We start from the raw sequence: 18638 nt of genomic DNA, 5'->3' as shown, positions 1-18638 counted from the left end.
CGTTGACTGGGTCTTGTGTTTAATCTATATACTTATTAACTTGGCTATTATATACTTCTTTAGATATAATTTTTTTATTAAACTTACACTCTAGCTCTTTCAATTGTTTTTCATATAATATTTTTTTAATCTCAGTCGGCTTTATATCCTCTGAAGTGAATAAAAGAATTGTTTCAACAATTTTTTTAAATTCTTCATCAGAAAGACCTATTTGATCAACATCAAAAAAATTAAATAAAAAAGAGTATTTATTTAATTTATCTTCATCAAATTCAAATGAATACCCTCCAATTTCACCTTCATCAATTGAATAAGACAAACCGATGAGTGAAGCGAAGTTCCTATCAAAATTTTTATTTTTTATTGAAAATAAAACTTCTTTTATGTTATTAAATTTAAAACGCTTCATAATTATCTAAATGTTTGAAAAAAATCATTACCATACTGCTTAACACCATTCCACCATAAATGAACTTTAGTACTGCCTTCAGTATATCCTCTATGTAAAAAAGTTCCAGTCTTAGTATAAGTATCGTGAAACCATCGAATCGTTTTCCCTTGTGCATTCAAATATTTTGTAGTTAAAGTATAACTTCCATTGCCATTTCTAGCCATAGTTTTAGTTGTGTATTTCCAAAAATCACAATTTTTTTTAACTTCAACTAAACTTGTCCCTTCCCTAGCTAGCATTTTAGCAAGATATTTAGCCCCTTTACCAGGACCGAATTCGACTGCTCCACCTATTACGCCTGGTCTATCGCTAAACATTCTCCCAAAGAGAGGTAATTTATTATATTGATCTAAAGTAAGACCATCACTATTTTTTGGTTCATACTTTGATACAGTCCCCTTACCTGTAAAATCTCCTTCGCCATTCTGCTCCATTGTTTCTATTTTATGTGCTGAATGATTCAACAAACTCACATAAAAAGCAGTTGCGGCTCCTTCCCAGAAATTACCTCCCGTTAATGCTGATACTCCTCCTCCACTAACCGTAGAAAAGGCAATCATGGTCAGTTGATCGTCTTTTAAGCTTCCGCCAAATTTCTAAACCCAGAAGATAAAAGACTGCTCTAAATATAGTGCCTTTTGTAAAGCTGTAATTCTCTATACTCGCTTCTACTGCATATTAGCATCTCATGATTAATCTGGTACAAAATTGAAAATCTTCACGTATCAAATGTAAGTTGAATAGGAAATATATAGAAGGAAAAAAGAGGTCTTTTCATGAAATGTATAATTTGGTTTTCAAATACACTCTAAAAACAAACCACCTTGTTCTTTAGTGAATACATTCCGTTGTATAATTGAAGTGAAGTTCCTATCAAAATTAAGATGAAAAGCTAGACTATTCTATTTATCATTTTTAACAAAAAACAAACAAAACACAACAAATACATTAAAATATCAAACAAATAAAAACAAAAGACTGTTTTTTACATAATTTCACATTATTATTCCCTCCAAAAAGATCATTGAATTGAACTCCATATTAATTTTGCATTAGACTTCTGTCATGAAAAAAGAAAAAATTTTCAGTTTCCTACTGATACTAACTGTATTACTCTTACAATCTTGTAAACATGAAAACGCTAAAAAGAATGAGATTGTCACTAATCAAGAGAACGTACTAGCAGATGGCGTTGTTCCAACCCAAGAGATTCAAACGAAGCTCACACCAGATTTCATTCTACACACCTTAAAAAAGCGCAACCAAGATTACACAGAGGATAAACTTACCATACTCAATAGACCGGAGAGAATTAAACAAACGGCCTTAGCGCAGTATCCTGTGGCTGCGATTTTATCTTGTGTCGATTCACGCGTTCCTGTGGAAGATGTTTTTCATTCTGGCATTGGCGATTTATTTGTTGTCCGTGTTGCGGGTACTATATGCAACGAAGATATTTTAGGGAGTTTGGAATACGCCTGTAAAGTTGCGGGAGCTCATCTAATTATCGTCTTGGGACACGAGCACTGTGGTGCAATTAAATCGGCGATACAAAAAGTTGAATTGGGAAATATAACGCCTTTGCTAAACAAAATAGCACCAGCAATCGAGCAAGTAAAAGATTTTAAAGGACAAAAGAGTTACGACAATCCCGCATACATGAAAGCGGTAACTCAGGCTAATATTAAACATACCCTAGAAGATATTCGAAAAAACAGTCCTATTTTAAAAGAAATGGAACACAAAGGAGAGATCAAAATTATAGGTGCCGAATACCAAATGGAAACAGGGCAAGTAGAATTTTTAGATTAATACTATTTTGTAAAGAAAGATTAGATTCAAGACATAAAAAAAGCCTCTTCTTTCGAAGAGGCTTTAGTGCGGGTGATAGGACTCGAACCTACACACCTTGCGGCACCAGATCCTAAGTCTGGCGTGTCTACCAATTTCACCACACCCGCAGGTGGCTTAGAACTGTCGTACACTTGTGTACTGTTGTTCTTTTAAGACGTTGCAAATATACAACCTGTTTTTTAATGCGCAAGAAAAAAATAATTTTTTTTTATTCTTATGTTTGTAAGGAATAATATAACTGTATCGATACATACTATGAAAGATTCAAAACAATTTGTTCAAGAAAACAAGCAACGTCTTCTAGATGAGCTAATTGAACTACTTAAAAAACCCTCTGTTAGTGCAGATAGTGCGTACTCACAAGACGTAATAAACACGGCAGAAGCAGTAAAAGAAAATTTAATAAAAGCAGGTTGCGACAATGTAGAATTGTGCGAAACTCCGGGATATCCTATCGTATATGGAGAAAAAATCATCGATCCTGCCCTTCCAACGGTATTGGTTTACGGTCATTACGACGTACAACCAGCAGATCCAATTGAACTTTGGACATCTCCACCGTTTGAACCTGTAATTAAAACGACGCCAATTCACCCAGAAGGAGCGATCTTCGCTCGTGGTGCATGTGATGACAAAGGACAAATGTTCATGCACGTGAAAGCGGTTGAATATATGATTGCAACGAATACTTTGCCTTGTAACGTGAAATTCATGATCGAAGGAGAAGAAGAAGTTGGATCTGTAAGTTTAGGTTGGTTTGTAAAAAGAAACCACGACAAATTGAAAAACGACGTGATTCTTATTTCTGATACGGGAATGATTTCTAATCAACAACCGTCAATCACAACAGGATTAAGAGGATTAAGCTATGTTGAAGTTGAAGTAACAGGACCTAATAGAGATTTACACTCTGGGTTATACGGTGGAGCGGTTGCTAACCCAATCAACGTATTGACGAAAATGATTGCTTCTCTACACGATGAAAACAATCATATTACAATTCCAGGGTTCTATGACAAAGTAGAGGAATTGTCACGTGAAGAGCGCGATGAAATGGCTAAACGTCCATTCTCATTAGACGAGTACAAAAAAGCATTAGACATTGAGGAAGTGTATGGTGAGGCTGGTTATACAACAAACGAGCGCAACTCAATTCGTCCTACTTTAGATGTAAACGGAATTTGGGGTGGTTATACAGGAGAAGGTGCTAAAACCGTTATCGCAAGTAAAGCTTTCGCTAAAATCTCAATGCGTTTAGTTCCGAACCAAGATTGGGAAGAAATTACAGACCTATTCAAAAAACACTTCGAGAGCATTGCTCCAGCAGGTGTAAAAGTAGAAGTAAAACCTCATCATGGAGGACAAGGATATGTAACGCCAATTGATTCAATCGGATACCAAGCAGCAGCTAAAGCGTATGAAGATACATTTGGTGTAACACCAATTCCAGTTCGCTCGGGAGGAAGTATTCCAATTGTTGCTCTATTTGAAGAAGAGTTGGGTTCTAAATCTATTATGATGGGATTCGGATTAGATTCTGATGCGATCCACTCTCCAAATGAACACTTTGGGGTATTCAACTACTTAAAAGGTATTGAAACGATTCCGTTGTTCTACAAATACTACATGGAATTAGCAAAATAATTTAGAACTCATCTTGACTTTTTTGATTGAAGTGAAAATTAGAGAAAGTCAAGAGGAATTCTTATACAAAAAGCGAGTACCATTGGGTTACTCGCTTTTTTTATGCTTGTTTTTTTCCTCTATCCACAGTCCCATGTACTTCGTACTTTGAGCCGTATGATATTTAAACACTTCGAGTAAAAAATGAGCCTTTCGATGTGCTGCTATCTCTTGATCTAACTGCAACATTCGCGCTTTAAAAAGCTCGGTATACGCTGACTTGCTGTATCTTTTTTGCACCAAGGCAATTCCTTTTTGTTGTTTTTCTTGCCATAACTCTTGTTGTTGATAGAGTGCTACCGCTTTTTCAACAAACAGCTCTACCTCATCTGCCTTATATCCGTTCCACTCTTCTTCTGTTGCCATGGCTTCCATTCCGATAGTAGTGGTTACGTTGGGCGTTCCCACGCGCATACCATCGATAAACTTGCCTTTTATTCCTGCGCCAAAAGCAAGGGGAGCAAGCATCACTCTCGACTTTCCTACAACAGCTAAGGCATCCTCTGCTCTACCGTGTACGAGAAAACGCTCTTTGGGATTGTGCAATTGCATAACTTTTGCCGAAGGATATGCCCCATAGATATGCATATTCACTTGAGGTAAGGCTTTTCTCAACTGTGGCCATATTTCCGTTTTCAAACGCAAAACGGTTTGCCAATTGGGTTCGTGAATAAAGTTGCCAATAAAAACAAATCCTTCTCTCTCTTCAAAAGGCAACCAATTAGCTTGTTCTTCTCCTGTTATTTCCGCTTCCAAGAAGGGAAGAACAAACAGCAATTCTTCCGCTATACGAAAGCGCTGTGTCAAAAGGTCGGATTCTACTTGTGAAATCAGCAAGGTCAAATCACAACGCATAATACTTGCCAATTCTCTTTTTGTTCGGTCGCTATAGAGATAATCTTCCAGTACGCCTTCTCCTTTTTTTAGATGTTCCTGACGAGCATAGCGCAAAAAGTGTAAATCTTCTGTGTCGAGTATCGTTTTGGTTTGAGGACATTGCTCGGTGATACGCCAACCGAATTGCTCTTCAATCATAAATCGATCGTACATCACCCAATCGGGCTGCAAATCAGCTAAAATGTGGTCTGTGCGCTCGTCATTGAGGTATAAGTCCACTTCTTTTATATTCCAAGAAGATAGGTCGTCACTATACGGCGATTTTTGAGCGGTAGAGCCAAAATACAGCTCCATCTCCCATTGGCAAAATACATCCAATAGCTGTAACATGCGCTTTCCCGCTGCAGATGATCTCGATTCTGGCCATACTTGACCGATAATCAATAGCTTCTTCCCTTTTAATGCATTTTCCATGCAACAAAAATACAGTTTCTCTAGCAGTATCCCTCTCCCATTTTTAATGTCTATTATATTTAGTATTTTTGTGGCAAACGAAAAGGAATTATGTTAGGACTTAAACTTTTAACCGATCCAAGATGGGCTAATATTGCGGAATCAAATCTTGAAGAAATCTTGACTGATCACTGTTGGTGCGAACAAAAAGCAGCAACCAATGCCATTACTTTAATTACATACAATTCAGAGCACGAAGACTTAGTCACTGAATTGACTGAAATTGCAATTGAAGAAATGCAGCATTTCAAAATGGTACACGATATCATCAAAGAAAGAGGCTACACGCTTGGACGTGAACGCAAAGATGACTATGTAAATCAATTGGTGAAATTCTGTAAAAAAGACGGTAGTAGAAACGATGCATTTATCGATCGATTGCTTTTTGCAGCGATGATTGAAGCGAGAAGTTGTGAGCGTTTTCGCGTACTTTCTCAAAATATCAAGGACGAGGAATTAGCGAAGTTTTACTATGACCTCATGGTTTCGGAAGCCAATCACTATACAACATTTTTAAAATTTGCTCGCAAATACACGGAACGTGTAGATGTCGATCAACGATGGAAAGAATGGTTGGAATTTGAAGGAAACTTAATTCAGAGTTACGGAACAAAAGAACACATTCACGGATAATACAAATAAAGGCGAGTTGGTACACTTGCCTTTTTTTATTGCTATTTTTTTAGGTTGTTCACTTTTTTCAACAGCTTACGCGCTTTACTCTGATAAGCGGGGGTTTTCTCCGCAAACCTAATTTCGATCAATTCTGCTATTAATTGCGCTTGTGTTGGAAACTTTTTACACAAGACCATGATAATATGCATTGCATTGGCTTCTGTTGCTACTTTGGCATCAGATGTTAGCCAAACCAAACACTGATCCAACAGTTGTTCCTCTAGCTCCTCATGAAACAACACCCTCCGTTTCTCTACCAATAAAATCGCCATTTTACTGGTTAAACGCTTCACGCTTTCATCGCGTACTACAGGTAATTGCTCAATAAAAGTGAGGATATATTCATCTAACAAATTAGGGTTGGCTTGTAGCAAATCATCTAAAACAACACTGGCCAATACGTTTACCTTACACCTCTCATCAAAAGTGAACTGCAGTAAAGTAGCTACGACATCCTCTTGGTTTTCAAGTTGATTTATAACTTTTTTTCTGCTGGCTAAACTGGTATTTCCTTTAGCTAAAATATCAAAAATCATAGGATGGTTATATGTTATACATTTCAATAGCACTACTTTACGTTTGTAAATTTACTTGGTTTTCTCAAAAAAAAGAAAAAATATACTAGGTATATTTAAAAACTATTCTATATTTGTAGAACAACATCTACATCAATAGATATGAAATATGTTTACTTTAGTTTTTTACTATTTCTTTTGCACAGTTGTTCCGTCAATCAACACATTGATGGGGAACATGTCGGTCGATGGGTATACAAAACTAAAATAGACAACAACAAAGATGTTGCAAGAGGGCGCTATGACAAAAATGGATGGCAAAAAGGAACTTGGCGGTATCGATACAATGGAAAACTATACAAGAAACAGCGGTTTAAGGATTCCATTGCCTATACCACCTACTATCATCGCAATGGCAAGGTAGCAGAACGAGGACAAACCAAACTAGTAGCGACCGAGTCGAGTTTGCATTACTACTATTTTGGTTCTTGGTTTATTTACAACATTGATGAAGTATTAACGCACGTCAGACATTACAACTATGGACTTTTAAAACACGAAACAACAGTACGACCATGATAAAACTACCGCAAACAGAAGAACAATTAATGGAATACATTTGGGATTTAAATGAGGCTTTTGCTAAAGATCTTCTTGAAAAATACCCCGATCCCAAACCCGCGCAAACTACGTTAGCTACCTTGCTGAAGCGACTAACGGAAAAAGGGTTTATCACCTATCAAACCTATGGTAATTCAAGAGCTTATGTTCCTTTAATCAAAAAGGAAGACTATTTTGAAACTCACTTAAATACCATGGTAGAGCAACACTTCAATAATTCTGCTTTCTCTTTTGCTTCTTTCTTTACCAAGAAAAGCAACATGAGTAAAAAAGAACTAGAAGCTTTAAAAAAAATTGTAGAAGACCAACTAAAAAAATAAAACTATGCTTGTATACCTCATCCAAACCACACTCTTATTGCTATTGACCTTGGGTATATACAAACTGTTCTTAGAACCGATTAAAATACACGAGTTCAAACGATACTATTTGTTAAGTGCTCTTGTACTAGCGTTTAGTTTACCCCTAGTAAAAATTCCATCAACAGGAGCCTTTACAGTGGCCAATACTAAATTACAAGAACTAAACGAAGTTATTATTACCCCTACAATGGCAGAAAATAATCTTACGACTTCAGCCTCGTGGACAGCGAGCGATTTACTCCTGCTTATTTATGTTTTAGGTGTTTGTTTTTTTCTGATTCGCTTTCTTTTATCGCTTCGTTCTTTTCATCACTTAGACAAGCAAGGAAGCATTGTCTATAGTCGAGGGCAAAAATTTGTATTCGTCAGTCATTTAGATGCAGCATTCACCTTTAGAAAAACGATTTATTTACCGCTTCACATCCCCATCGATTGGAACAACAAAATTCTCTTACACGAGTATAATCACGTGAAACAAAACCACAGTAGGGATATTTTATTTATCGAACTTCTCAAGATTGTATGTTGGTTTCAACCTCTTTTGTACTGGTATCAGCAACATATCGCTTTAAATCACGAATTTCTGGCTGACGATGTACTGAATAGTACCAAAGAAGAAACCCAGGCTTATTTACAACTATTGTTGAAGCAAACTTATCAACAAAATGAACTCCCACTGAGTAGTTCTTTCAACTTTAACCTAACTAAAAAACGTTTTACTATGTTAACCAAAACCAACAATCCCATACAAAATACCTTAGCTATTTTGGGAACATCTACGCTGTTGTTGCTCATTGGAGCCACGACTGTTTTTGCACAATCGACAGCTAAACAAACCGAGACAATTACACCTGCTACACCATCAAACGATCCTGACGAGGTTTATATAGCGGTGAGTGAACCAGCGAGTTATCCTGGAGGGATGCAAGCATTTAATCAGGCGTTTATTTCCAATTTTAAAACACCTCCATTTGAGGGAGCCTCAATCCGTGTAATTATCATGTTTATCGTGGAAAAAGATGGTAGTTTAAGCGAAGTAAAATTAGTGAGAGATCCGGGCTATGGTGTAGGTGAAGCTGCTTTAGCTGCTTTAGCACAAACGGATAAATGGATTCCTGCCAAAGAAAAAGGGCAAGTTGTACGCAGCCAGTTTACACTTCCTATCACGATTCAAGGAGTTCCTGCAAACAAAGATTCATAAAGATGAGAGCTCTTTTACACCTTGTAGTGTTTGGTTTATTACTTGTAACTGGTCAGACTTATGCACAATCGAAAGACAATTCTTTACAAAATTACAGTGATTTCCTCGAAATATTATTCTATGAGTCAACACCTTACATCAAAGTAAAAAAAATTGATGCTACGAGTTCACATGCGGCGGTAGTTAATGAACAATCGTCCTTTTGGGAATTTATTACGACCAATTATATTGCACGGTTGGACTATGATGCTTTACAACAAATCAAAGACACCACAGTTGTAGAAAAGCAAGTAATGTATCACATGGAACAAGACACTACTTTTAACCATCTTGTCAGCACCTATCAAGCCAAGGTAATTGATCATACGCAACCCAAAGACACGGTTACTATAGACAACATACTCAATGTAGCGGTTAAGTTTTTTAATATCACAGGAATTAATACGCAAGGACACTATACCGGTAGAATATGTGTAGGTATACATGCGCTACCCAAAACAGAGAAAAAGCGATCTCCCTATTTAGAAGCCTTTGCTTTTGATGCGATTATCAATCATCTAACTAGTGAAACCTATCCGTTTTACGACGATTATAAGGAGAGTATATACAATGTGTATAAGCTCAATTTAGGGACAAATGACGAAGAACAACTACTACGCACCCAAGGTGCTATATTCATTCAGATGTTTCAATCCCCTCAACTCAAGCAACTCCTTTTGGATGAGTATGAACGCAAGAAAGACATTCTTCCTTTTATACTCAAAAGCAAAACTTCCTAAAAACGACAAAAGAGCGATTCAATCGCTCTTTTGTCGTTTTATATCGCTATTCCTTTTACGGGTTTTCTTCTACGATAAACTATCTTTCACTTTTTTTGTCAAGCTCGCATAAACCAGTTCATATGAGTGATCAATTAATTCTTTCAATAAACTCCACTGAACAGATCCTCCCAATTGTACGCTATTCCAATGTTTTTTACTCATGTGATAACCAGGAGTAATTTCACTGTAATCTGCTCGTAATTCTTCTGCCTTTTCAGGATCACATTTTAAATTGACAAAACAATTTCCCTGCTCCCATTTTGTTAAGTTGAGTAATAAATAAATCTTTCCTCCTACTTTAAAGGTCAGCGTTTCCTCGTCAAAAGGAAAATCTTCTGTTGTTCCTTTTTTATTGAGACAATAATCGTAAATCACATGTACATCCATCGCGTATGAGATTAAAAAATTTGATACAAAATTGGTTTACTTGGTGAGGCATCGTTTACAAAAGAGGCTATTTGTATATTCAAGATATAAAAATCGTCTTTTACTGTTGTAGGCACGTAAATCATTTCGGTAATGGTTGCATCGAATTGAGCATCGGCATTGACTTGATCTACATCATCTACTTTCCAAAAGGCCTTATGTGCTAAGAGTTTTCCTTCGTCTTTTTCTTTATCCACACTGGGTAAGTCGATCAACAAATGTTTAATGCCTTGTTCGCGTAAAAAAGTAGCAGCTTCAGCGGCTAAATACGGTGGATTGGTATGTGAGTATTTGCTGTGTTTCTTTACTTCTTCATTGGGCAAGGTACGAATTACAATGGCCTGTTGTCCTTTCTCTTGCCACAATTGACGAATTTGCCCCAAAGTAATTACTGCGTCTCCATTGCTTATTTTTTCAGGCTGAATAGTAACTACTTGCGCTAAAAAAACAAATGTTTTCAAGGTATCATTAATGCTGTAAAAGTTGCGCGTAATATGCCCTAAACACTCCGTATGTGTACCGTGTCCATGCGGATTAAAGGCGATATTATTGAAGTTTGTAGACGATTGTCCTTCGCTAACTTTCCCAATCCAATCACCCATACGTACAGGTTCAATGATTGGTGTATCAAGATACCACGCAATGGGATTTTTTTCCGTATTCGATAGGGGAATTGAAATATCAATAGGTTGAGAAAAATCAACCGTATAGTTATGGTCAGAAATAGAGAGGGTTGCTTTCACTGTTTTAGTTCAAATCTAACCAAAATAAATCAGATGCAATACCGTCACTTAAAAATTTTCCTTTATCTGTTATCGTTAATATACCTGCTGCTTCATGCATCAATCCATCTGCAATAAAAGAAGCCGATTCTCGCACTAGATACTCATGTAACGTTGAACCAAATTCATGTTCAATACGCGCTAAGTCAACCCCCCAAATGGTGCGTAAACCTGTCATTACGTATTCATTGTAACGATCAGTGATGGACAATTCTTCGATTTCTGAAGGTAGCTCACCTGCTTCAATTGCTTTGATATACAAGGGGTTATTGGAAATATTCCAACTGCGATACTTTCCATCAAAACTATGTGCTGAAGGACCAATACCCAAATACTTTTTACCGAGCCAATAGGCCGAGTTATTTTTAGAATAGTAGCCCGGTTTGGCAAAATTAGACAACTCGTAATGGATATAGCCGCTTTGTTTTAACTTGTCGATCAACAGCATAAAATGAGCATGAGCAACCTCTTCTTTTGGACTAGGAATAACTCCTTTTTGAATCAGTTTGTTCAATGCAGTTCGTTCTTCAACCGTCAATGCATAGCAAGAAATATGAGGAATACCAAGATCTAAAACACGTTGAATATTGGCTAACCATCGCTCATTAGACAAATTGGGTATTCCGTAAATTAAGTCAATCGAAATATTGTCAAAATACTGAACTACCTCTTGTAGACAAGTAATGGCCTCCGTAGCGTTATGCGCGCGATTCATCATTTTCAAATCTTCTTCACCAAATGATTGAATCCCTATACTCAAGCGATTGACCTTGGATTGCGCTAATCGCAAAATTGTAGCAGAATCTAAATCGTCTGGATTGGCTTCTAAGGTAATTTCAGGTTGATCTACAACGGTGTAATTTTGATAAACTGCTTCGATCAACGCATTGATTTCGTCCATAGCAAGGATACTCGGTGTTCCACCTCCAAAGTAGATTGTTTCAATTTCTTCTCCATTGAGTTCTTGTTTTCTCAAGAAGAGTTCGTGCTTCAGCGCGGCTAACAACTCCTGCTTTTTCTTCAGCGAAGTAGAGAAGTGAAAATCACAATAATGACACGCTTGTTTACAAAACGGAATATGAATATAAATACCTGCCATTATTTCTTTACTCGATCTTGATTTTGTTTGACAAAAGCATCCCATCCGCTATAAGATTTCCCTACTACCGTTTTTCCAGAGTTAAAGAAATGACATACAGCAGCAGCTAATCCGTCAGTACTATCTAAGTTTTTAGGCAATTCTTTTAACCCTAAAAGTTGTTGTAACATTTTTGCTACTTGTTCTTTACTGGCATTTCCATTGCCTGTAATAGCCATTTTTATCTTTTTAGGTTCGTACTCTGTAATGGGAATTCCCCTCGAAAGTCCTGCTGCCATTGCAACTCCTTGTGCGCGTCCCAATTTTAGCATAGACTGTACATTCTTTCCAAAAAAGGGTGCTTCAATGGCAATTTCATCTGGACAATGGGTTTCAATCAGCTCAATGGTTCGTTCAAAAATTCGACGTAATTTGGTATAGTGATCCTCATACTTATTCAATTGCAATTCGTTTAACTGAATAAATTCCATCTTCTTATTAACCACGCGAATGAGTCCAAATCCCATAATCGTCGTCCCTGGATCAATACCTAATATAATTCTATCTATTGTCAAATTCTTAATTTTTGTTATTGTAATCATCAAGACACGAAAAAAAGGATTTACTTTGTGTTGATGAAAATTCTATCCAACAAAACTAAGCAATTCCTCGTACTTCTACTGAAGATAATTGTTGTATGTAGTGCTTTTTATTATATCTATAACAAACTATCTAGTGACAAGACCTTAGATCCTGCTTTATTGCAAGAAGTTTTGCTCAATCCACAACATACATGGGCTTTAGTTGCTTTGCTTTTGTTGACTTTTTCCAACCGATTTGTCGAAATTTTAAAATGGCAAAACCTGTCATCCTTGATACAACCCGTTTCAGTAGGACAAGCGACCAAACAGGTTTTAAGTGCTTTAACATTGGGGATTTTCACTCCTAATGGTATAGGCGAATATGCGGGCAAAGCCTTGTATTTTCCAAAAAAAGACACGGGAAGAGTCATTTTTCTCAATATGGTTTGCAATGGAGTACAAGTCATTTACGCTATTGTTTTTGGGCTCATTGGGTTAACCATCCTCAATCATAAACACGAGTTCATCCCTCCCTATTACCTTTGGATACTCTATGGAATTGCCTCGACCATTCTACTCCTGTTTTTCTCCTTGCGTCGCCTAACAATAAAGGGGTATTCAATCAATACCGTTCTTGAGATGTTACGGGATATTCCCCAAAAAACGCATCGCAAAAATTTGTTTTTAGCATTGTTGCGCTATGCTTCTTTCACTCACCAATATGTTATTTTGTACTATTTATTTGGTGTAAGTATTCCATATTTTGAACTGTTATGCGCCGTTTCTGCTATCTATCTGTTAGCGTCTTCTTTACCTAATTTTCAATTTTTGGAATTTGCGGTAAAAGGCAGTATTGCCATGTTCATTTTTACTGCTCTAGATGTCAATCAATGGGTAGTTGCTTTAGTTGCAACCTTGATTTGGTTACTGAATATTGTGTTGCCGATCTCTATTGGCAGCTATTTTGTCTTGACGTTTAGGTTGAAAAAATAACTATTGCTTGTGCAAAACCAAAGGCAGTACAAATTGACTGGTTACAGGAACGCCTCTTTTGATTGCTGGTGAGAGATGGTGAAAATTTTTGCTCTTTTCTTGTAGGAGACTATCGACACTTTTTAGTTGTTGTTTGAGGCTGTCATTCAACTGATACAACGACAAAGACACTTGAGCGTTAGACTGAATGGTAACCAATATGTTGAGTGTATCTACCTGTGCAAAGGTTCCTCTCAGGGTGTCAACGCGAAGTTTTTCTTCTAATTCAGCAGTAATATAACTAAAGAAGCAATCTTTACGGGCTTCATCGTCAAAGATGGAGTCACAGCTAGCCACACTTGGGTAGGTATCGACTTTAGTCCAATCGATTTTATTTAATTCTTCCTCCAATAATTGTTGCTCATCAGGGAGTCTATTGGACATCCACTGACAAGAAGTGATTAAAAAGGGAAAAAAGAAAACGATCCAACTGAGTTTCATCAAACAATATTGTTGTAATTTTAGTTAATCAAAAATACGAAAAAAAAAGAGATGGACTATTTCTTATTACTATTAAGCGTTTTACTGTTAGTTTTTGGGATTATTGGCAGTGTTCTTCCAGCGTTACCTGGACTACCTTTGAGTTGGCTTGGCATTTTGTGCTTGTACTTTGTCGATGGTATCACCATGAGCAGTTTTGCCCTTTGGGGAAGTTTAGCGATTACGCTTGTTATTTCAGTGTTAGACTATGTAATTCCAGCGCAAGGAACTAAACGGTTTGGCGGTAGTAAATACGGTGTTTGGGGAACTAATATTGGATTGATTGTAGGTATTATTACACCTATCCCATTAGGCTTTATTATTGGCCCATTTCTAGGCGCTTTGATTGGTGAGTTAATCTTTGACAGTCGCGATATTTCTCGTGCCTTAAAAGCTGCTATAGGTTCTTTTATTGGATTCTTAGCGTCTACCTTTTTAAAAGTAGTCTTTGCTCTTGCTTTTCTGATTTGGGGAATTGTATTAATTGTTGGAAAGTTCTCCTCTCAAGCTTTATTTTGGTCGTCCAATTAGCGGTTTATTGACAAAGGTAATTCCGATACCAAACAAAATAATACAACCACCTACAACCATTTGTAGGGAAATCGCTTCATCTAAGAAATACCAGGCAAGTAAGGCTGCAAATAGGGCTTGACTTAACAGACTCAAGGATACACGGGTAGCTCTCATATGTTGTGTAGCATAGCTAATGAGTAACCACGCGAGTAGCTGACATACAACACCTTGCACCACAAGTGTCATCCAACCTTCTATTGAAAATCCAGTAAAAGCAGATCCCATAATTCCGTTTAAAATAGCGAGAAAAATTGTTGATACTGAAATACTATAAGACATAAAAGGCACAACCTCGACTTGTCCTAATACCCTTTTACTCAATAAAATATAAGTTGCATAGAGCAAACCAGAAAGAATACTGAACAGAAATGGAATATCAAAAGACAGGTTCACGAAAACATCGATCCCAACAAGCGTAACCATACCGATGAGAGCTAATAAAGTTCCTATCCAAAAATTAACGGATGGTTTGATCTGAAGAAAAAAGTAGCTCCCGATTCCCACCCATACTGGTGCTAAGTTACCTAACAAGGTTGCTTGGGTAGCAGTAGAGCCTTGGATGGCAATATTCCAAACCCCAATATCCAAACCAAAACACATCCCACACAACACCATTAAGGTTGTTGTTTTTCGATCGTATACTTTGATCTGTTTGGTAAAAAAAGCATAGGGAACAATAAACAAAGCCGCGATAGCCATGCGATAAAAGGCCGAAATTAACCCTGGTACAAGGGCCATTTTGACCAACACTGGAAAAATAGAAATACACAAAATACCAATAAACAGTGCTATTCTAGGTTTAGATCCCATTTTTTATGCTTTTTAGTTTCGCTGCAAAATACGGTAGTTTTTCTGTGTTTCTGTCCTTTTTCTCTTAGTTTTTTACTTTTAATCTCGAGGAAAAAAAAGCCTCACCGCAAAGGGCAAGGCTTTCTATTATTGTATACTAGTTCTTCTTATTGAACTGGATTAACTGTTAATTGATCCATTGTAAAATAAAGTGCTGTATTAGCGTATCCTTGTGCATTTTTATCTGTTGTATCAAGGAAGAACAATAGGTATTTTACTTCACCTAATGAAGATAAATCTACTTTGTTCCAATCTTTACTAATGGTGTTAACTCCATTTCTAAAGTCAACAAAATAGTGCGTTACAGGCTCTGCAGCAGTTAATTTCATGTCTGCATCAACTCCATATACTTTAAGCGCAAAGTAATCTCCTGTTTCAAATTTAGTAGCGAAGTCATCCCCTTCTGTGATACCGTAGTAAGCCCAAGGACTCATAGCTACTTGTGTACTGATCGCTTGATACTTAGCTTCATCATCTAACGTCACAACAGCGCTGTAATCTTCAACATTAACCGTTGCTCCTTGTTGCAATCCTGCTGGTGCTTGATCAGCATAAGCTACTAAGTAATAACCACCATGTCCTTCAACACTGCCTTTAGCCATTGTTCCCCATTGGTTTTTCGCCCATCCGCCTTCTGTATCAGCGTGATTTGCATTGTCTGTACTGCTTGATACAGTAAATCCAGACCAATAAGTGCCCTCTGCTGAAGCCATATGATTAAAGGTGTATACATCCGACTGTAATACCGCCTTTTCTGTAAATGTTTGATCCCAGATGTATCCTCCAGCTGTTTCAATTCCCTCTCCTAAATCAAAGGCAGAAAGATCCAAAGTAATATAATCGTAGTCTGCTGATTTCGAAACCTCAACTAAATAACTATATAGCTCAGTTTTGCTATTATGCTCAATTTTCAATGAGATTTTGTGCTCACCTGGCGTTTTAAATGCGTGTTTTAAAACCGCTTCTTTTGAAATCACTTGTCCTGTCGTGTGATCGAACCAAGTATAAGTAGCTCCATTAATTGTAATTCCTGTATCAACTGTAATTTCTTCAAAAGTAACTGCTGTTAACTTTCCTTTATCAACGTTGATGTTATATACGCTATTGTCATCGCTTGAACAACTTGTTAGCGTAACCGTTGATAAACCCAGTCCTACCATTACTAAGGCACTAAGACTAAATAATCTTTTTTTCATATTTCCTTTATTTAAGTGTTTTTGATTTTTGTTCTTCTATATGTAAATCAATAGCCCCAGCCACTTCTGTTGATGTTTCTCCTAACTTCCCTGCCTCTTGATTTAATCCTGTATAGATTTTTATAAAATCTACCCCTGGTAAATTTGCTTTATTCCCCTTGTGATCGACTGCCCAATCAATATCTATCTTTGAGCCTTCCTGTCTATTGGGATAATTGTCCGCATATCCCCAAGCCAATGTTTTCAACTGCCAGCTATTTTCAGAGTCTCCCGTTTGCACTGCATTATCGGGCAGCAATGTCCCTTTAAATGTTAGGGTTTCAGCTTGAATCCATTGTGGATAATAACTTTGATTATGAAAAGTATTTTTCTTCTTCCATCCTCTATTTCCTTTATTATCCGACCATTGAATATATTGCTCAATTTCTTCCAGACTCTCATCTGCTACCTTAGTAGGTCGATAATAGGTGATTTCATATCCTAAAACAGCCTTATCGTGTTCACTTCCCGCAATCTCATACCACTCATCTTCATCAGGTATTCCATTTTTATTTGCATCGTAGGCCACCCAAATAATACCTGGTTCAGCATTATTTGCAAACGCATTACCCAAAATTTGAAAATCGCGCTTGCCTGCTACATTGTCAATAGTGTGATCAAATCCAAATACAACATACCCTCCAAATCCACCTAAGGTGATAACCTCGTTATTTTGTAAAGCCTTTTCTGCTTTTACGCGCATGCTCTCTACTGTATCTCCTGCTTCATATACTGGCAACTTATTGACAAACTGTCCAAAAGCTGGTGCATATTCCAACACGCTAGTAATCGTCGCTTTGTACTCTTTTGGATTCTCATCTTGGTCTACATTGTCACTTGAACAGCTCATCACCGTTCCAATACAAATACTTGTGACTGCAATTATTCCTAATCTTCTTATCATAGTTCTTATTGTGCGAATTTACGTACGCTTTTATTTTTTTATGAATGCCAGATGAGCAGGAATATTACCTGTAATGGTCTTCCATTTTAATTCTCCATTCGGAGACAAACAGTAAATATAACCATTTCCAATATAATCTTGCGCATCTGTTAAAAAAATATCTTTTGTCTCTGGATTTACTGCGATTCCATAGGGCATTAACAGCTGTTGATCTGTGCCGTCCGTGGCTATCGAATTGCGAATTATTTGTTTCGTTTGGGTGTCTAACACGCCGAATGCAATCGAATTATTCCCTGTATTCAATTGGTAACTGGAAGTATAATAATACAACATAGTTCCATCTAAAGTCATATTAGCTACGGGTATATCAAGTTTGTGTTTGACCTGATCAGCTTTTGAATCAAGCACGTACAAAGCAGGAAGAATCCCAGCATAATTTCCTCTAGAGCTGACATAAATATCACCTGTAGGATCTACTTGCATTCGATGTAAATTAGGGGCAACTTCGATTTTTTTTATTTCCGTAAAGGTGGTTAAGTCCACGACAGATACAGTTGTATCGTACTTCGGTTCTCGATATCCTCCTGAATTAGCAACATATAGTTTGTGGTTATGCACAACGAGTTCTTCTGGCTGGTATCCGACATTGACCTTTCGGGTAACTGCAAGCGAAAGCGTATCGATCTCAGCTACAAAACCTATTTCAGCATTGGGGTTTGCTTCTATTTTTCCTGCAAATGAGCTCACATATACCTTGCCATTGTCAGAAGTTAAATACCGACAATTTGGCAAGTGAATTTGTTTGATGTGCTTACCTGTTTCTACGTCAAACACTTCTATAAAATTGGAGGCATTAATCGTTGCATACGCTTTTTTGCCATAAATCATGAGATCATTACCTACATCTCCTAATTCACGAGGCAGTGTAGGGTTGCGTTCTGAAAAAATATCTCGAGTATAGATTCCCGTTTGATATTCAAAGTAATCAATCGTTGCGCGATTCATTCCCATATTCCCTTCATTGAGAAGATAGAACCCACTGTACTTCTCTAGGTCAACTGGAATAGAAACTACCGAACTATCCGACACAAAAATCAGTTCATCTTTGCGGCAACCACTCAAAAAAAGGCTTAGACTAAAAATTAAAAAAACAACTATTCTCATG

At 37.1% G+C, this 18638-nt stretch carries 22 protein-coding genes and 1 tRNA gene; 9 read left to right on the top strand and 14 right to left on the bottom strand.

What is annotated here, in order from left to right:
• Nucleotides 1–19: 19 nt before the first annotated feature.
• Entirely contained in the window at nt 20–409 is a 390-nt protein-coding gene (locus tag H4K33_RS08720) for a hypothetical protein (protein WP_182648071.1), read from the bottom strand.
• Nucleotides 410–411: 2 nt separating this feature from the next.
• Complete coding sequence (locus H4K33_RS08715) at nt 412–1011, bottom strand: hypothetical protein (RefSeq protein WP_182648070.1); 600 nt, start codon at nt 1009–1011, stop codon at nt 412–414.
• 505 nt (nt 1012–1516) lie between these two features.
• On the opposite strand from H4K33_RS08715, the gene H4K33_RS08710 reads away from it, so the two are divergent.
• Nucleotides 1517–2263, top strand: coding sequence for a carbonic anhydrase family protein (locus H4K33_RS08710; protein WP_182648069.1), 747 nt, complete (start codon nt 1517–1519; stop codon nt 2261–2263).
• Between the two features lie 67 nt (nt 2264–2330).
• Here H4K33_RS08710 and H4K33_RS08705 read toward each other — a convergent pair.
• A tRNA-Leu gene (locus H4K33_RS08705) sits at nt 2331–2412 on the bottom strand.
• Between the two features lie 148 nt (nt 2413–2560).
• On the opposite strand from H4K33_RS08705, the gene H4K33_RS08700 reads away from it, so the two are divergent.
• Nucleotides 2561–3949, top strand: a complete 1389-nt coding sequence (locus H4K33_RS08700; RefSeq protein ID WP_182648068.1) for a dipeptidase — start codon at nt 2561–2563, stop codon at nt 3947–3949.
• A gap of 87 nt (nt 3950–4036) precedes the next feature.
• Here H4K33_RS08700 and H4K33_RS08695 read toward each other — a convergent pair whose 3' ends face one another.
• Nucleotides 4037–5299 carry a glycosyltransferase family 4 protein gene (locus H4K33_RS08695; protein WP_182648067.1) on the bottom strand — a complete coding sequence of 421 codons (1263 nt, stop codon included), beginning with the start codon at nt 5297–5299 and terminating at the stop codon, nt 4037–4039.
• Between the two features lie 90 nt (nt 5300–5389).
• On the opposite strand from H4K33_RS08695, the gene H4K33_RS08690 reads away from it, so the two are divergent.
• On the top strand, nt 5390–5971 hold the full coding sequence (locus H4K33_RS08690) for a tRNA-(ms[2]io[6]A)-hydroxylase (RefSeq protein ID WP_182648066.1): 582 nt from the start codon (nt 5390–5392) through the stop codon (nt 5969–5971).
• A gap of 41 nt (nt 5972–6012) precedes the next feature.
• Here the strand turns inward: H4K33_RS08690 and H4K33_RS08685 are convergent, their stop codons facing one another.
• Complete coding sequence (locus tag H4K33_RS08685; protein ID WP_182648065.1) at nt 6013–6549, bottom strand: hypothetical protein; 537 nt, start codon at nt 6547–6549, stop codon at nt 6013–6015.
• Between the two features lie 141 nt (nt 6550–6690).
• On the opposite strand from H4K33_RS08685, the gene H4K33_RS08680 reads away from it, so the two are divergent.
• The 4 genes from H4K33_RS08680 to H4K33_RS08665 are packed head-to-tail and all read left to right on the top strand — an operon-like array spanning nt 6691 to nt 9491.
• Nucleotides 6691–7107, top strand: coding sequence for a hypothetical protein (locus H4K33_RS08680; RefSeq protein ID WP_182648064.1), 417 nt, complete (start codon nt 6691–6693; stop codon nt 7105–7107).
• On the top strand, nt 7104–7469 hold the full coding sequence (locus H4K33_RS08675) for a BlaI/MecI/CopY family transcriptional regulator (protein ID WP_182648063.1): 366 nt from the start codon (nt 7104–7106) through the stop codon (nt 7467–7469). Before H4K33_RS08680 ends, H4K33_RS08675 begins: the two co-directional genes overlap by 4 nt.
• A 4-nt stretch (nt 7470–7473) precedes the next feature.
• Nucleotides 7474–8712, top strand: a complete 1239-nt coding sequence (locus H4K33_RS08670) for a M56 family metallopeptidase (protein WP_182648062.1) — start codon at nt 7474–7476, stop codon at nt 8710–8712.
• A 2-nt stretch (nt 8713–8714) separates the two neighbouring features.
• On the top strand, nt 8715–9491 hold the full coding sequence (locus H4K33_RS08665; protein ID WP_182648061.1) for a hypothetical protein: 777 nt from the start codon (nt 8715–8717) through the stop codon (nt 9489–9491).
• A 69-nt stretch (nt 9492–9560) separates the two neighbouring features.
• On the opposite strand, the gene H4K33_RS08660 is transcribed toward H4K33_RS08665, so the two are convergent.
• From H4K33_RS08660 to ruvC, 4 genes are read right to left on the bottom strand one after another with little or no spacing between them, the layout of a single operon-like run.
• Nucleotides 9561–9920, bottom strand: coding sequence for an MmcQ/YjbR family DNA-binding protein (locus H4K33_RS08660; RefSeq protein WP_182648060.1), 360 nt, complete (start codon nt 9918–9920; stop codon nt 9561–9563).
• A gap of 11 nt (nt 9921–9931) precedes the next feature.
• Complete coding sequence (locus H4K33_RS08655) at nt 9932–10702, bottom strand: cyclase family protein (protein ID WP_182648059.1); 771 nt, start codon at nt 10700–10702, stop codon at nt 9932–9934.
• A gap of 4 nt (nt 10703–10706) precedes the next feature.
• Nucleotides 10707–11840 (bottom strand): radical SAM family heme chaperone HemW, encoded by a 1134-nt coding sequence (gene hemW, locus H4K33_RS08650; RefSeq protein WP_182648058.1) that lies wholly within the window; start codon nt 11838–11840, stop codon nt 10707–10709.
• A complete protein-coding gene (gene ruvC / locus H4K33_RS08645) occupies nt 11840–12394 on the bottom strand; it encodes a crossover junction endodeoxyribonuclease RuvC (protein ID WP_182648057.1) in 555 nt (184 codons plus the stop codon). The genes hemW and ruvC overlap by 1 nt, the downstream gene beginning before the upstream one ends.
• 60 nt (nt 12395–12454) lie before the next feature.
• On the opposite strand from ruvC, the gene H4K33_RS08640 reads away from it, so the two are divergent.
• On the top strand, nt 12455–13393 hold the full coding sequence (locus H4K33_RS08640) for a hypothetical protein (protein ID WP_182648056.1): 939 nt from the start codon (nt 12455–12457) through the stop codon (nt 13391–13393).
• Here H4K33_RS08640 and H4K33_RS08635 read toward each other — a convergent pair whose 3' ends face one another.
• Complete coding sequence (locus tag H4K33_RS08635) at nt 13394–13873, bottom strand: hypothetical protein (RefSeq protein WP_182648055.1); 480 nt, start codon at nt 13871–13873, stop codon at nt 13394–13396.
• A gap of 51 nt (nt 13874–13924) precedes the next feature.
• Between H4K33_RS08635 and H4K33_RS08630 the strand changes: the two genes are divergently transcribed.
• A complete protein-coding gene (locus H4K33_RS08630) occupies nt 13925–14443 on the top strand; it encodes a DUF456 domain-containing protein (protein ID WP_182648054.1) in 519 nt (172 codons plus the stop codon).
• Here H4K33_RS08630 and H4K33_RS08625 read toward each other — a convergent pair.
• The 4 genes from H4K33_RS08625 to H4K33_RS08610 all read right to left on the bottom strand — a co-directional run bounded on the left by H4K33_RS08625 (nt 14423) and on the right by H4K33_RS08610 (nt 18637).
• Nucleotides 14423–15295, bottom strand: a complete 873-nt coding sequence (locus tag H4K33_RS08625; RefSeq protein ID WP_182648053.1) for a DMT family transporter — start codon at nt 15293–15295, stop codon at nt 14423–14425. The genes H4K33_RS08630 and H4K33_RS08625 overlap by 21 nt on opposite strands.
• Nucleotides 15296–15441: 146 nt before the next feature.
• A complete protein-coding gene (locus H4K33_RS08620; RefSeq protein ID WP_182648052.1) occupies nt 15442–16530 on the bottom strand; it encodes a DUF4465 domain-containing protein in 1089 nt (362 codons plus the stop codon).
• 7 nt (nt 16531–16537) lie between these two features.
• Nucleotides 16538–17482: a PKD domain-containing protein gene (locus H4K33_RS08615; RefSeq protein ID WP_182648152.1), complete on the bottom strand. Its 945-nt coding sequence runs from the start codon at nt 17480–17482 to the stop codon at nt 16538–16540.
• Between the two features lie 21 nt (nt 17483–17503).
• Nucleotides 17504–18637, bottom strand: a complete 1134-nt coding sequence (locus tag H4K33_RS08610) for a YncE family protein (protein ID WP_182648051.1) — start codon at nt 18635–18637, stop codon at nt 17504–17506.
• Between the last annotated feature and the right edge of the window lies 1 nt (nt 18638).

This window comes from Myroides sp. WP-1 (assembly GCF_014145635.1).
In the GTDB taxonomy this organism is placed as follows: domain Bacteria; phylum Bacteroidota; class Bacteroidia; order Flavobacteriales; family Flavobacteriaceae; genus Flavobacterium.
Note: the sequence above shows the minus strand (reverse complement) of the source record. Positions and strands in the feature narration are given on the sequence as shown.